Consider the following 14,134-nt stretch of genomic DNA (forward strand, 5'->3'; position numbering starts at 1 on the left):
ACCGTGTACGCAAAACGAATTATTCCATGTCTGGACGTAAATAACGGCCGCGTGGTAAAAGGAACCTCTTTTGTGCATCTGCGGGACGCGGGTGACCCGGTTGCCTGCGCCGCTGAATATGACCGGCAGGGGGCGGATGAATTGGTACTGCTGGACATTACCGCTTCTGCCCAAGCGCGCGGAACACAACTTGCGTATGTTAGCAGTGTTGCAAAGCAGATTTTTATTCCGTTTACAGTTGGCGGCGGAATTCGCACTGCAGAGGATTTTAATTCCCTGCTGCGTGCAGGTGCGGATAAGGTTTCTGTGAATAGTGCAGCGGTACAGCACCCGGAATTGCTGACTGAGGCGGCAAAAAAGTTTGGCAGCCAGTGTGTAGTGTGTGCGATTGATGCCAAGCGCAGGCTGCAGGGCGGCTGGACGGTGTACATTCACGGCGGACGAACAGACACCGGTCTGGACGCGGTAGAATGGGCACAGAAGGCGGTTGCGCTCGGTGCAGGAGAGATCCTGTTGACCAGTATGGACGAGGACGGCGTGAAGCAGGGCTATGATCTGGCTCTGACAGCGGCGGTCAGTGAGCGAATCAGTGTGCCGGTTATTGCATCCGGTGGTGCAGGCAAGCTGGAACATTTCTATGACGCTTTTACAAGAGGCAAGGCAGATGCGGTGCTGGCAGCGTCCCTGTTCCATTTTGGTGAAATTACAATTCCACAGTTGAAAACGTATCTGCAGGGCAGAGGGATTCCGGTTCGGCTGAACTGAACCAAGTCAGCAAGGAAAATATTTCCTTGTTTTTCCTGTAAAGTGTGCTATAATAAAGCAGCGAACATTCGTCATTTTTGGCGGTGGTTTGCTGCTTTTTCTTTTGGACTGTGGGGAATCTGCTTTCCCGTGTCAATAAATAAATTGCGCTGCATCTGCAAAAGCGGAGCGGCAGCAGGGAGGTTACTTTTATGAAAAAGCAGAAAACATTTCAACTGGCGCTGCTGGGCCTTTTCAGCGCGCTCATTATCCTGATGAGCCTGACACCAATCGGGTACATCCGCACGGGCGTGGTTTCTGTCACGCTGGTGCACATTCCGGTCATCATCGGTGCAATTATGCTTGGCTGGCAGGCGGGACTGATTCTCGGCGGTGTGATGGGCGTTTTCAGTATGATTTTGGCACTGACTGCACCCGGCGGCTGGATGGATGTGTTGTTCCAGAATCCACTGGTGGCTATTCCGTCACGTATGGCAATGGGACTTTTAGCAGCGCTTTTCTTTATGCTGTTTACCCGCCTTTTCAAAGGGAAAAAACAGTTGCTCAGCGTAGGACTTGCCGCAGCAGTCAGTAAATTCTGCAGTACGATTTTAACACTGCTTTCACTGGTGCTTGTCTATCATGGCGAGCTGGAACAGCATACCGGCCGCACTGCATTTGCGTGGCTGATTGGTTCTGTCATTACGGTAAACGGTATGGTAGAATTGGTGATTGGCATTGTCATTGCAATTCCGGTCTGTACAGCTCTGTTTAAGGCAGAACACAGGTTAGTGCACGCATAATAAGTATAAGAAAATTTACAATCTGTCAGGTGGTGGTACAGTTCCTGACAGAAATTAAAAAAGCTTTCGCAGAAATTACTCTGCGAAAGCTTTTTTGTGTTGCTGTGTCATTTTCCCTGGAACTGCATATTATAGTATTTTGCGTATAAACCGTTTTTGGCAAGCAGAGTTTCGTGCGTGCCGCGTTCCCGAATACCGTCGTTGTCAATCACAATAATTTCGTCAGCATTGCGGATGGTGGAAAGCCGGTGGGCAATCGTAATGGTCGTGCGGCCGTGTGCCAACTTGTCCAAGCTCTTTTGAATGTACTGTTCGCTTTCGTTATCCAGTGCGCTGGTGGCCTCGTCGAGAATCAGCATAGGCGGATTTTTCAGGAACACCCGTGCAATGGAAATGCGCTGTTTTTGACCACCGGAAAGGCGTGCGCCGCGCTCACCGACAAAGGTATCATAGCCGTCCGGCAAGGTGAGGATGAAGTCGTGAATATTCGCTTCCTTAGCGGCTTCCACAATTTCATCCATGGTTGCGTTCGGTTTACCGTAGGCAATGTTTTCCCTGACCGTACCGCCAAACAAGTATACGTCCTGCTGCACAATACCAATGGCATTGCGCAGACTTTGCTGTGTCAGGGTACGCACGTCTTTGTCGTCAATGCAGACCGCACCGCTGGTGACATCATAAAAGCGGGGAAGCAGGGAACACAAGGTGGATTTGCCGCCGCCGGAGGGACCGACCAGCGCCACGGAACGGCCAGCATCCACATGTACATTGATATGTTCCAGAACAGATTCTTCTTCGTTGTAGCGGAAAGAAACGTCTTTGTAGTCAATGCTGCCTTTCACATTGGTCAGTTCTGCAGCATTAGGGTCATCCTGAATTTCCGGAACAGTTTCCATGACTTCCGTAAAGCGGCGGAAACCGGAAATACCTTTTTGCAGCAGTTCTGTAAACTCAATCAATACTTCAATCGGATTGATAAAGATGTTGATATAAAGCGCATAAACTGCAAGGTCGGCGGCGTTCAGTGTGCCCTGCGCGATAAAATAGCCGCCTGCCACCAGTACGGTCAGAAAGAGCATTCCCTCAAAGAAGTTATTTCCGGAATGGAAAATGCCCATGCGCAGGTAGTTGCTCTCTTTGGAAACAAGGAACTGCTGGTTGCTTGTCTGAAATTTTTTGTGCTCCATTTCTTCGTTGGCAAAGGACTTTACAACGCGGATACCGGCAAGGCTGTCCTGCAGGCTTGCATTAACACTGGCAATCTTGCGGCGATTGTCCATGAAAGTCTCCTGCATTTTGTCATTTTGGTACAGGCTGAACAGCACCATGACCACCACCACAGCGGAAAGAATCAGTGTCAGTGGTACATTAATCATCAGCAGCAGAACAAAAGAGCCAATAATTTTAATAGCGGAAATGAAGATGTTTTCCGGCCCGTGGTGTGCCAGTTCGGAGATGTCAAACAAATCGGAAACCAGCTTGCTCATCATTTCGCCCGTGTTACTTCGGTCATAGTAAGAAAAAGAAAAGCGCTCATACTGGTCAAACAAATCCTGCCGCATATCACTTTCCATTTTTGCACCCATCACGTGTCCCTGATAGGTCACATAAAAGCGGCATGCAGTGCGGATAACGTACATGAAAAAGAGAGCAAGGCCCAATTTTAGAAGACCATTTAAAATCACGTTAGACTGCTGTGTAAAAAAGGTTTTGGTCAGGATGCTCAGTATCTGTGGAAATGCAAGGTCAACCGCGCTGACCACCAGCGCGCAAAGCATGTCTAGAAAAAACACCGCTTTGTAAGGCTTGTAATATTTTGCGAATTTTTTAAATAATTGCATGGTTACCTCCTGATTTTGTGAAGTAGTTGTTGAGGTGTCGAAAAATCAGGAATTTTGGAGTTGCCAATTTCCTGACATTCAGTTTTTGGTCATCGAGTTATACCATCCGTTCCACAATCTGACGGCGAAATTTTGGCTGTAAATGGGTGCTTGTGTGGTGTACTGCATGCGTAAAAAATTCTTTTCATATTTCTGATCGCCTCCAAAGTAAATAAAAAAATCCGCGAAACCCAAACGTTTCGCGGATTGTCCGGAATATCCGGTGGTGGAGCATAGGGGGATCGAACCCCTGACCTCCAGATTGCGAACCTGGCGCTCTCCCAGCTGAGCTAATGCCCCATTTGCCTGCTGCATAAACTGCATACGAAACTGCAGGCTAAAATGCAACGTAAATTATTATCGCATAACTGCCGCTTTTTGTCAATACCTGCAAACAAAAAAGTTGGGGATGCCACATGGCTTATGAAAAGCAGAAACGAAGCGTAGCTTTTGCCAGTCCATCGTTGTCGCAAGTGTCGGTAATAAACTCGGCATGCTGCCGAACATCGTTTTCCGCATTGCCCATGGCAACACTGACTCCTGCCCAGTCAAGCATTGTAACATCATTCAATCCGTCACCGACTGCCATGACAGCTTCTTGCGGAATTTGCAGAATCTTTGCAAGCGCTTGCAGCCCGCTGCCCTTTGTTGCTGTGACATTAGTAACTTCAATGGCGTTTGAAATGGAGTTGGTGACCGCGATTTCCGGCCAAGTGCAGAGTGTGTTCCAGCAGGATTGCCATTCCTCTGTGTCCTTGAAAATGGAAAAGATTTTTTCTGGACGAAGCTGATTGTGCTCAATAAAGTCAGGCAGGTTTTCCAGCGGAGAACGGGAAGCCAAAAATGTGTCCAAATGACGTGCATCCACACCGTAGTCTATCGGGTGTGCATAACGGATGGAATTTGTGTAGGCTTTGCCATCAATGTAAATGTCGGAACTGGCGCTTTTGCAGAGGCTGATTTCCCGGTAAGCGCGCAGAGCCTGCTCGGTTTCCATCAGGTCACTGTGCAGAATTTTCTGTTCCTGTCGGTCATAGACAACCGCGCCGTTGCTGCACAAATAGTACCGAATACCACTTAATTTTTCCAGCTCCGGCGGCAGGCCAGAAAATTGGCGGCCGGTGGCGGGCACAACGAGAATGCCTGCATTCACAGCTTTTTGTAAAGCCTTTTGATTAGTGGGGGAAAGCGTGTTTTGACTGTTGAGGGTAGTACCGTCCATGTCAATCGCGAGCAGCTGAATTTTCATGTTAACTCCTTATAACCTGAATCTGGATTCCTTCCATGCAGTGCAGAGCCTCCTCATTCTGCTGTTTGTCTGCACAGGCAGTGCAGGAAGCATCCACCAGAACGACAGCTTCCGGTAGGGCAGCTTTTGCTAAAACTGCATTGGAAAGTACACAAATATTGCTGACCAGCCCGCAGAGTTCTATAGAATTATATCTTTGTTCCTGCAAAAATGGGATTAATGCGGCACAGCCAAAGCAGGGCTTCTCAAAGACTCTGCAGTCTGCCAGAAGTGCGGCGGTTTTGCCGTAAAGTGCCCAGCCGGGGGTGTCCTTTACACAGTGAACGATTGGCAGAACACGTCCCTCGGCAGTGTTTAGGTAGTTTTCAGTATGCGTGTCCATGGTGTAAACAACATCATTTCCGGCGGCTTTGTATGCATTTATTTTTTGGCAGATTGGTGTTTCCAGCAGGCGCGCTTCCGGAAAGCCAAGGCTGCCGGTCACGAAGTCATTCTGGTAGTCCACTACAATCAGAAGTTTTTTCATGTTTCTGTGTTTCCTCCCTCTTCTTTGGCATATGCATTACAGAACCCACGCATACAGCACAGGCTGCACTTGGGACTGCGGGCAGTACACACGGCGCGGCCGTGCAGTACCAGACGGTGGCAAAAAGCATTGCTTTCCGCAGAGGGGAGGACTGCGCGCAGCTGCTTTTCCACTTTAGCTGGATTGGTGCCTTCAGAAAGCCCCAGTTTTCCGCAGATGCGGATGCAGTGTGTGTCTGTTACCACGGCGGGTTTATGAAAAATGTCGCCGACAATCAGGTTGGCGGTCTTACGGCCAACGCCCGGCAGCTTGGTCAGTTGTTCAATGGTGTCCGGTACAACACCGCCAAAGTCCTCTTTTAGCATTCGACACATAGCACAAATGTCACGCGCTTTGGTTTTGTACAGGCCGCAGGAGTGAATATAGGTGCCGACTTCCTCTGGCGCAGCTTCACAAAATGCTTCCAGTGTAGGAAAGCGTGCAAAGAGGGTAGGAGTAACTATGTTTACCCGTGCGTCTGTACACTGTGCGGAAAGCCGAGTGGCAATCAGCAGCTGCAGTGGGTCGGTGTAGGTTAGGGAGCAGATTGCATTCGGATATTCCTTTTTCAGCGCTTCTACTGCCAGCAGAGCCTGTTCCTGTATTGTCATTGCTCGCTTCCGCCTTTCTGCTTTATTTGCAATGTTTTTATTTTACCGCAAAATCAGAAAATAGTAAAGGCAGAGAGCACTTGCAGGAATACAGGTTTCATTATGCAGTTTCTTTAACCACAGTGTTGTATTTTCAAAGGGCAAAAGGTATAATAAGGTATAATGAAGAAAACTGACAGCAAGGAGAATACGGAAATGTACAAGGATATGATGGACACAATCGGATTTGTCAGCCAGGCCGACCCGGAAGTCGGCAGCGCCATGCAGGATGAGCTTGCCCGCCAGCGCCGTAATCTGGAGCTGATTGCTTCAGAAAATATCGTTTCTCCGGCCGTAATGGCGGCCATGGGCAGCGTTTTAACCAACAAATATGCCGAGGGCTATCCGGGCAAGCGCTACTACGGCGGCTGCCAGTATGTGGATGTTGTTGAGGAAATCGCTCGGCAGCGTGCCTGTAAGCTGTTTGGCGCAGAACACGCCAATGTACAGCCGCACTCCGGTGCGCAGGCAAACACAGCGGTTTACTTTGCACTGCTAAAGCCCGGTGATACGGTAATGGGCATGAATCTTGCGGAGGGCGGGCATTTGACGCACGGCTCTCCGGTTAACATTTCCGGCACCTATTTCAATTTTGTACCATATGGTGTGGATCCGGTTACCGGGCGCATTGATTACGACAAACTGATTGAGCAGGCCAAGCAGGTGAAGCCGAAGATGATTGTCGGCGGTGCCAGTGCTTATCCGCGCACCATTGACTTTAAAAAGTTCCGCGAAGCGGCAGATGCCTGCGGCGCGCTGCTGATGATTGATATGGCGCACATTGCGGGACTTGTTGCGGCGGGGCTGCATCCCAACCCGGTGGAGTACGCAGACATCGTCACCACCACAACGCACAAAACTCTGCGCGGCCCGCGCGGCGGCATGATTCTCTGTAAAGAGGAGTACGCGAAAGCAATCGACAAGGCGATTTTTCCCGGCACCCAGGGCGGCCCGCTCATGCACGTCATTGCAGGCAAAGCAGTCTGCCTGGGCGAAGCACTTAAACCGGAGTTTAAGGACTACGGTAAAAAAATCATTGAAAACGCACAGGCATTGGCAAAGGGGCTGCTCAGCCGCAATGTCAAGCTGGTTTCCGGCGGTACTGACAACCACTTGATGCTGGTGGATTTGACCGGCTTGGAACTGACCGGCAAGGAACTGGAAGCAAGACTTGACAGTATCCGCATTACCGCAAACAAAAACACGGTTCCAGGTGAACAGCGCAGTCCGTTCAAGACTTCCGGCCTGCGTCTTGGTACACCGGCCGTTACCACTCGTGGCATGCAGCCGGAGGATATGGATATTATTGCTGCTTGTATTGCTGACACCATTCATGACTTTGAGGGTACCAAAGACGCATCTCTTGCAAAAGTGGAGGCACTCTGCAAAAAGTATCCGCTGTACGAATAAGCAGAAAAGGAAGTGGCTTTTATGAAAAAGAGTACCGTCTTTTTTCTGTGTACAACCATGCTGCTGCTCGGTACGATTTTCGGCTTTTTGATGGCTCCCGCAAAAAAAGGAATCAGCATTGGTTCCAATAATTCCAACAACGGGAACAACAATACCGCGGAAAAGAAACCGTAAACAGCGCCGACGGAGGGAGGAAGTTTCATGGCTGCACCGCTTGCGGACCGCATCCGCCCGCAGACACTGGACCAAATTGTCGGTCAGCGTCATCTGCTTGGGGAAGGCAGGCCGCTTCGCCGCATTATCGAAAGCGGAGAAATTCCCAATTTGGTGTTTTATGGCCCCTCCGGAGTAGGCAAAACAACGCTGGCTTCCATTATTGCAAAGCGTACGAAGAAGCATTTGTGCAAACTCAACGGTACCTCGGCTTCTACAGCGGATATCCGGGAGGTTGTTAGTAAAGTTGGCACGCTGGAAGCGGTCAACGGAATCCTGCTGTATCTGGATGAGATCCAGTATTTTAACAAGAAACAGCAGCAGACCCTGCTGGAGTTCATTGAAAACGGAGATATTACGCTGATTGCATCCACAACAGAAAATCCATATTTTTACGTCTATAATGCAATTCTCAGCCGTTCCACTGTATTTGAGTTTAAAACGGTGGCACCGGAAGAAATCGTTCCGGCAGTCGAGCGGGCATTCCACATCCTTTCAGAAGAACAGGGAAAACCTGTAGAAGCGGAAGAAGCGGCACTGCACCGCATTGCGTTTGCCTGCGGCGGCGATGTGCGCAAGGCAATGAACGCGGCAGAATTGTGCACTTTGGCAGCGCCGGAAACAGACGGTGTGCTGCACGTTTCAGCACAGCTTGCCGCTGAACTGACGCAAAGCAGCGCTCCACGCTATGACCGCGAGGGGGATGAGCATTACGATATTGTTTCTGCTTACCAGAAGTCCATGCGCGGTTCCGACCCGGATGCGGCTCTGCATTATTTGGCGCGGCTGCTGGCAGCGGGCGACCTGCCCTCTGCCTGTCGCAGACTGATGGTCTGTGCCTGCGAGGATGTGGGGCTTGCTTATCCGCAGATTATTCCTATTGTCAAAGCGGCAGTGGATGCAGCGCAGATGGTTGGTCTGCCGGAGGCACGTATTCCGCTTGCGGATGCGGTGATTCTGGTTTGCCAGGCACCCAAAAGCAACACTGGGGAAGCGTCGATTGATGCGGCGCTTACGGATGTGCAGGCCGGAAAAATCGGTTCGGTTCCGCGCCAACTGCAGAACAAACACTATGACGGCGAGGATGCGGCGCGCAAGGGACAGTTTTATAAGTACCCGCACGCTTTTCCAAACCATTGGGTAGCGCAGCAGTACCTGCCCAACATTTTGCAGGGAACGGTGTACTACACGCCGGGTGACAACAAGTTTGAACAGTCGTTTGCCACTTACTGGGAGCGTGTGAAAGGGAAAAAGCCTCAGGCACAAAAGTAGTGTGCAGAAAATCCGGCTTTGAGAAAAGATGGAGGTATAGCATGAAAAATGAATCGCTCTTTAGTTTAACATACGGAATGTACGCAATAGGTGTGACCGATGGTATGAAACCTTCTGCCTGCATTGTGAATACAGTTACGCAGGCGGCAAATCAGCCTAATATGCTGACAATCAGTATGAACCGCCGCAATTACAGCTATGAATGTATTCGCCGCAATGGTCTGTTTACCGTCAGTGTTTTAAGTGAGGACACTTCCGGTGCAGTCATTGGCGCTTTGGGGTTTAACTCTGGCCGCAATGGCAACAAGTTGGACAACATCCGCTACAAAATGCTGCGCGAAGGAGTACCGGTCATTAAGGAAAACAGCTGTTGCTGGTTTCTTTGCAAAGCGGTGGATTCCATGGAAACACCAACGCATACGGTGTTTTTAGCGGAGATTCTTGCGGGAAGTGACAAAACTGTCGGTAAGCCGATGACGTACGAATATTATCATCGTGTGATTAAAGGAAACGCGCCCAAGAGCGCCCCGACCTATCAGGAACCAACACCGGACCTTTCCGGCAATGATGGCGAAAGTTTCATTTGCCGCGTTTGTCGGTATGTCTATGACGACCCGATTACACCTTTTGAGGAACTGCCGGAAGACTGGGTTTGTCCTATCTGCGGTGCACCAAAGTCCGCGTTTCAGCGAAAGGGAAATACCAAGTAATTAATAAAACTGGCTGTGTGCAAACTGCACAGCCAGTTTTTTATTGATTTCACGCCAGCATTGTCCATTTGTTTTTCCTCTTTTCGCACATATACTAGCGTTGGGGCAAAGAGTTGTGCTATACTGGTAGCTGTAAATTCAGTAGCAGAGGAGTATATCTATGCGGAAGTTGGCTAAGTATCTGAAAAAATATCGGGTGTTTATGATCTTAGGCCCAGCGTTCAAGTTGATAGAGGCAATTTTTGAATTAATTGTGCCGCTGGTCGTTGCGGATATGATTGACAACGGTGTGCGAAAAGGCAATTTGCCGTATGTTTATCATCAGGGAATGATTATGCTTGTCCTTGCGGCGGTCGGGCTTTGCAGTACGCTGGTCTGCCAGCGAATGGCCTCCTACGCATCACAGGGATTCGGCACCTCACTGCGCAGTGCTATGTATGAAAAAATCAACAGTTTTTCTCATACGGAAATTGATACATTTGGAACGCCGTCGCTGATAACAAGGATTACGAATGATATTAATCAGCTTCAGGTGGCAGTTGCCATGCTGGTTCGTCTGGTGATTCGCGCGCCTTTTTTGGCGATTGGTTCGGTCATTATGGCAATTTCGATTGATTGGAAACTTGGCTTGATTTTTCTGGTGGCAACACCGCTAATTGGTCTTGCACTGTACCTTATTATGAGCCGCAGTGTGCCGTTCTTTAAAGTTATGCAGCAGAAGTTGGACCGCATTTCATTGGTTTCACGTGAGGGCCTTTCCGGGGTGCGCGTGATTCGTGCTTTTTCTCGTGAAAAGACGGAAGAAGGACGCTTTAATACAGCTGCAGAAGCACAGGCAGATATTGCGGTGCGGGTCGGCAAACTTTCCGCTTTGCTGAATCCGGTGACTTACATGATTATGAACTTTTCAGTAGTTGCCATTCTCTGGTTCGGCGGTACGCAGGTAAATACCGGCAGCCTGAGCCAGGGGCAGGTCATGGCGTTTGTTAATTATATGAGTCAGACACTGCTTGCCTTAATGGTCGTTGCAAATCTGGTGGTTGTCTTTACAAAAGCATCTGCTTCCGCTTCACGTGTTACAGAAGTGTTGGAAACAGTGCCTGCTATTCAGGAAAAAGGGGACAAGCCGGTTCAGCCGGTACCCGGTGTGCCGAAAGTGGAGTTTCGCGATGTTAGCTTTTCCTATGACGGCAGCGACAAATATGCACTGCAAAATATCAATTTGACAATCAATAAGGGAGAAACGATTGGCATCATCGGCGGCACGGGTTGCGGTAAAAGCACCTTGGTCAGACTGATTCCGCGCTTATATGAAACAACAAAAGGGCAGGTTTTGGTTGATGGTGTGCCAGTACAGCAGTATCCGTTTGCACAGCTTCGCCATCTGGTTGGCATGGTGCCGCAGGAAGCGCGCTTGTTTACCGGCACGATTCGCAGCAACCTGCGCTGGCGGAACCAAACTGCTTCCGAGGAGGAACTGCAGACGGCGCTGCGAATTTCCCAGTCGGCGGAATTTGTCAGCCGGATGAAGCAGGGGATGGACAGTATTGTGGAAGCTGGAGGCAAGAACTTTTCTGGCGGACAGCGTCAGCGCCTGACGATTGCCCGTGCGCTGGTTGGCAGTCCGCAGATTTTGATTTTAGATGACTCCGCCAGTGCGTTGGATTTTGCCACAGATGCGGCACTGCGCAAAGCAATTCGTGAGGAAACGCAGGATAGCACGGTTATTTTGGTTTCACAGCGTGCCAATACCATTCGTACAGCGGATAAAATCATTGTGCTGGAGGATGGCGAAGCGGTCGGTATCGGTACCCATGAAGAACTGATGAAAAACTGCGAAGTTTACAAAGAAATTTGCTTGAGCCAGATGAGCAGAGAGGAGGCTGGTGTGAAATGAAAAAACCGATTTTGAAGCGCTTGCTTCGTTATATGAAACCGTATCTATCGATTCTGGTGGGGGCGCTTCTTTCAGCAATCGTCAATGTGACGCTGACTCTTTACGGCCCAATCCTAATCGGCAGAGCAATCGACCAGATTGTTGGCACAGGGCAGGTCAACTTTGTAAAGCTATTCCCAATTCTGGTTCAGCTGGCGGCTACGGTGGCCGGCAGTGCGCTGTTCCAGTGGGTACAGGCATACTGTACCAATAAGTCTGCTTACGAAACGGTTCGTGATTTGCGCATTCAGACTTACCGAAAAATCAATTCTTTGCCGCTTTCCTACATTGACAGCCACGCACATGGGGACATTATCGGCCGAATTGTCAATGATGTTGATCAGGTGAGCGATGGCTTGCTGCAGGGAATTACACAGTTTTTCACCGGTATTGTAACCATTGTGGGTACACTGCTGTTTATGCTGGCAATCAGTCCGGTGATTGCACTGGTTGTTGTGCTGGTAACGCCGCTTTCCATTTTTGCGGCGGCTATGGTTGCGCGTTTGTGCCACAAACAGTTCATTGAACAACAGGCAACGCAGGGCGAGCTGACAGGCTTTGTGGAGGAACATATCGGCGGCCAGAAAATTGTTAAAACTTTTGCCTACGAAAAGCACGCACAGGAGCAGTTCGAAGAAATTAACGGCAGGCTTTATCAGTCCGGCGTAAAGGCACAGTTTTATTCTTCGCTTTCCAACCCCAGCACACGGTTCGTCAACAATTTGGTTTACGCTGCTGTTGCTATTACCGGTTCTGCTTGTGTCATTACTGGTCAGCCAACCGTGCTGACGATTGGCCAGGTGCAAAGCTTCCTTGCATATGCAAACCAATACACCAAACCGTTTAATGACGTAACCGCAGTGGTGACACAGCTGCAAACTGCTTTTGCATCCGCACGGCGCCTGTTTGATTTTCTGGATGAAACTGAAGAAGTGCCTGACAAGCAGGATGCAGCCGCACTGACCAATGCAGCAGGTCAGGTGGATGTCAGCAGTCTGGATTTTTCCTACAGCAAAGAGATCAGCCTGATTGAAAATTTGAATATTCACGCAAAACCGGGTGCACGTATTGCAATCGTCGGACCGACCGGCTGTGGCAAAACAACCATTATCAATCTGTTGATGCGCTTTTACGATGCGGACAAGGGCAGCATCTGCATTGACGGCAAAAACGTACGGGATATTACGCGTGCAAGTTTGCGCTCAGTTTTCGGCATGGTGCTGCAGGACAGCTGGCTTTTTTCCGGCACTGTGCGGGAGAACATTGCTTACGGCCGCCCGGATGCGTCCATGGAAGACGTTGTTGCTGCAGCGAAAGCTGCCCATGCACACAACTTCATTATGCGCCTGCCGCATGGCTATGACACGATTATCAGTGAAGACGGCAGCAACTTTTCACAGGGGCAGCGGCAGCTTCTCTGTATTGCCCGCGTGATGCTGGTGGATCCGCCGATTCTGATTCTGGACGAAGCCACCAGCTCCATTGATACGCGTACGGAGATTCATATTCAGCACGCGTTTGACCGAATGATCAAAGGGCGTACCAGCTTTATTGTGGCACACCGCCTGTCCACAATCAAAAGTGCGGACTGCATTTTAGTAATGAACAAAGGGCACATTATGGAACAGGGCACCCACGAAGAACTGCTGCAAAAAGGCGGTTTTTACGCCAAGCTGTATAACAGCCAGTTTGCAGGCGCACAGATCTAAATGGCCAACTGCAAAAGTTGTATTGCTAATTTGTACTTCTTTTTAGGCATGCTTTCTGAAAATTTCTGCGCACACAGCCTTGTAAGGGCAATTCTGATAGAGTATAATGAAATGCGGAAGCATACGGAAAAATCATCAGGAGGGATATCATGAACAGTTCTGAGAAAAAAACGCTTGAGGTTACTGCCTGTAAGGTTCGCATGGGCATTATCGAAGGTGTGTATCATGCAAAATCCGGACATCCCGGCGGCTCGCTTTCTGCTGCCGACATTTTTACTTACCTTTATTTCAAGGAAATGAAGGTAGATCCCAAAAATGCAAAGGATCCTGACCGTGACCGCTTTGTCCTGAGCAAGGGTCACACCTGCCCAGGTCTGTATTCTGCGCTGGCCGAGCGCGGCTACTTTTCAAAGGAAGAACTGAAAAGCCTGCGTCATATCGGTGCAATGCTGCAGGGACATCCTGATATGAAACATACCCCTGGCATTGACATGAGCTCCGGCTCACTTGGGCAGGGCATTTCCGCAGCCTGCGGCATGGCACTTGCCGGCAAGCTGGATAAAAAGAATTATTCTGTTTATACACTTCTGGGTGACGGTGAGCTGGAAGAAGGACAGGTTTGGGAAGCTTCCATGTTTGCAGGTCATCACCATTTGGACAACCTTTGTGTGCTGGTGGATTCCAATGGCCTGCAGATTGACGGCCCGGTAGAAGAGGTTGGCGGCCCGGCTCCGATTGACAAAAAATTTGAAGCTTTTGGCTTTGATGTGCAGACGATTGATGGCCATGACTTTGAGGCAATGGAAAAGGCTTTTGCACATTTCCATGAAGTGAAGGACAAACCGTGCTGCATTATTTTGAAAACAACAAAGGGTAAGGGCGTTTCCTACATGGAAAATGCAGTTGGCTGGCACGGCAAGGCTCCAAACACTGAGGAGTATGAAAAGGCTATGACAGAACTGAAGGCTGCACTAGCCGGACTGGAGGCATAAT

Annotated in this window: 13 protein-coding genes and 1 tRNA gene; 9 read left to right on the forward strand and 5 right to left on the reverse strand. The window is 49.6% G+C overall.

Features of this window, described 5'->3' with window-relative positions; translation table 11 throughout:
* Positions 1-3: 3 nt before the first annotated feature.
* Both hisF and H6X83_RS06115 read left to right on the forward strand, forming a co-directional pair.
* The gene (gene hisF / locus H6X83_RS06110; protein ID WP_212508241.1) at positions 4-765 is read left to right on the forward strand and encodes an imidazole glycerol phosphate synthase subunit HisF; all 762 of its coding nucleotides are present in this window, start codon (positions 4-6) and stop codon (positions 763-765) included.
* Positions 766-956: 191 nt separating this feature from the next.
* Positions 957-1,547 carry an ECF transporter S component gene (locus H6X83_RS06115; RefSeq protein WP_212508242.1) on the forward strand — a complete coding sequence of 197 codons (591 nt, stop codon included), beginning with the start codon at positions 957-959 and terminating at the stop codon, positions 1,545-1,547.
* A gap of 107 nt (positions 1,548-1,654) precedes the next feature.
* Here H6X83_RS06115 and H6X83_RS06120 read toward each other — a convergent pair whose 3' ends face one another.
* The 5 genes from H6X83_RS06120 to nth all read right to left on the reverse strand — a co-directional run bounded on the left by H6X83_RS06120 (position 1,655) and on the right by nth (position 5,852).
* Complete coding sequence (locus tag H6X83_RS06120) at positions 1,655-3,388, reverse strand: ABC transporter ATP-binding protein (RefSeq protein ID WP_212508243.1); 1,734 nt, start codon at positions 3,386-3,388, stop codon at positions 1,655-1,657.
* Between the two features lie 263 nt (positions 3,389-3,651).
* A tRNA-Ala gene (locus H6X83_RS06125) sits at positions 3,652-3,727 on the reverse strand.
* 121 nt (positions 3,728-3,848) lie between these two features.
* Complete coding sequence (locus H6X83_RS06130) at positions 3,849-4,676, reverse strand: Cof-type HAD-IIB family hydrolase (protein WP_212508244.1); 828 nt, start codon at positions 4,674-4,676, stop codon at positions 3,849-3,851.
* Position 4,677: 1 nt separating this feature from the next.
* Positions 4,678-5,202: a cysteine hydrolase family protein gene (locus H6X83_RS06135; protein WP_212508245.1), complete on the reverse strand. Its 525-nt coding sequence runs from the start codon at positions 5,200-5,202 to the stop codon at positions 4,678-4,680.
* Positions 5,199-5,852, reverse strand: coding sequence for an endonuclease III (gene nth, locus H6X83_RS06140; RefSeq protein WP_212508246.1), 654 nt, complete (start codon positions 5,850-5,852; stop codon positions 5,199-5,201). Before nth ends, H6X83_RS06135 begins: the two co-directional genes overlap by 4 nt.
* Positions 5,853-6,047: 195 nt before the next feature.
* On the opposite strand from nth, the gene H6X83_RS06145 reads away from it, so the two are divergent.
* From H6X83_RS06145 to H6X83_RS06175, 7 genes are all read left to right on the forward strand, one after another.
* The gene (locus H6X83_RS06145; RefSeq protein ID WP_212508247.1) at positions 6,048-7,301 is read left to right on the forward strand and encodes a serine hydroxymethyltransferase; all 1,254 of its coding nucleotides are present in this window, start codon (positions 6,048-6,050) and stop codon (positions 7,299-7,301) included.
* Positions 7,302-7,322: 21 nt separating this feature from the next.
* Positions 7,323-7,475, forward strand: a complete 153-nt coding sequence (locus tag H6X83_RS06150; RefSeq protein ID WP_212508248.1) for a hypothetical protein — start codon at positions 7,323-7,325, stop codon at positions 7,473-7,475.
* A gap of 27 nt (positions 7,476-7,502) precedes the next feature.
* Positions 7,503-8,786: a replication-associated recombination protein A gene (locus H6X83_RS06155; protein ID WP_212508249.1), complete on the forward strand. Its 1,284-nt coding sequence runs from the start codon at positions 7,503-7,505 to the stop codon at positions 8,784-8,786.
* Positions 8,787-8,827: 41 nt separating this feature from the next.
* Positions 8,828-9,496 carry a flavin reductase gene (locus H6X83_RS06160; RefSeq protein ID WP_212508250.1) on the forward strand — a complete coding sequence of 223 codons (669 nt, stop codon included), beginning with the start codon at positions 8,828-8,830 and terminating at the stop codon, positions 9,494-9,496.
* Positions 9,497-9,656: 160 nt separating this feature from the next.
* A complete protein-coding gene (locus H6X83_RS06165; RefSeq protein ID WP_212508251.1) occupies positions 9,657-11,393 on the forward strand; it encodes an ABC transporter ATP-binding protein in 1,737 nt (578 codons plus the stop codon).
* Positions 11,390-13,141, forward strand: a complete 1,752-nt coding sequence (locus H6X83_RS06170) for an ABC transporter ATP-binding protein (protein ID WP_212508252.1) — start codon at positions 11,390-11,392, stop codon at positions 13,139-13,141. Before H6X83_RS06165 ends, H6X83_RS06170 begins: the two co-directional genes overlap by 4 nt.
* A gap of 149 nt (positions 13,142-13,290) precedes the next feature.
* The gene (locus tag H6X83_RS06175; RefSeq protein WP_212508253.1) at positions 13,291-14,133 is read left to right on the forward strand and encodes a transketolase; all 843 of its coding nucleotides are present in this window, start codon (positions 13,291-13,293) and stop codon (positions 14,131-14,133) included.
* Position 14,134 lies beyond the last annotated feature (1 nt).

It is taken from the genome of Caproicibacterium amylolyticum, from assembly GCF_014467055.1.
Classification (GTDB): Bacteria; Bacillota; Clostridia; order Oscillospirales; family Acutalibacteraceae; genus Caproicibacterium; species Caproicibacterium amylolyticum.

Coding starts and splice junctions, on each gene's coding strand:
- H6X83_RS06155 (WP_212508249.1), top strand. CDS start 7,503: ATGGCTGCACCGCTTGCGGACCGCATCCGCCCGCAGACACTGGACCAA.
- H6X83_RS06170 (WP_212508252.1), top strand. CDS start 11,390: ATGAAAAAACCGATTTTGAAGCGCTTGCTTCGTTATATGAAACCGTAT.
- H6X83_RS06150 (WP_212508248.1), top strand. CDS start 7,323: ATGAAAAAGAGTACCGTCTTTTTTCTGTGTACAACCATGCTGCTGCTC.
- H6X83_RS06165 (WP_212508251.1), top strand. CDS start 9,657: ATGCGGAAGTTGGCTAAGTATCTGAAAAAATATCGGGTGTTTATGATC.
- H6X83_RS06115 (WP_212508242.1), top strand. CDS start 957: ATGAAAAAGCAGAAAACATTTCAACTGGCGCTGCTGGGCCTTTTCAGC.
- H6X83_RS06145 (WP_212508247.1), top strand. CDS start 6,048: ATGTACAAGGATATGATGGACACAATCGGATTTGTCAGCCAGGCCGAC.
- H6X83_RS06120 (WP_212508243.1), bottom strand. CDS start 3,388: ATGCAATTATTTAAAAAATTCGCAAAATATTACAAGCCTTACAAAGCG.
- H6X83_RS06160 (WP_212508250.1), top strand. CDS start 8,828: ATGAAAAATGAATCGCTCTTTAGTTTAACATACGGAATGTACGCAATA.
- H6X83_RS06175 (WP_212508253.1), top strand. CDS start 13,291: ATGAACAGTTCTGAGAAAAAAACGCTTGAGGTTACTGCCTGTAAGGTT.
- H6X83_RS06130 (WP_212508244.1), bottom strand. CDS start 4,676: ATGAAAATTCAGCTGCTCGCGATTGACATGGACGGTACTACCCTCAAC.
- H6X83_RS06135 (WP_212508245.1), bottom strand. CDS start 5,202: ATGAAAAAACTTCTGATTGTAGTGGACTACCAGAATGACTTCGTGACC.
- nth (WP_212508246.1), bottom strand. CDS start 5,852: ATGACAATACAGGAACAGGCTCTGCTGGCAGTAGAAGCGCTGAAAAAG.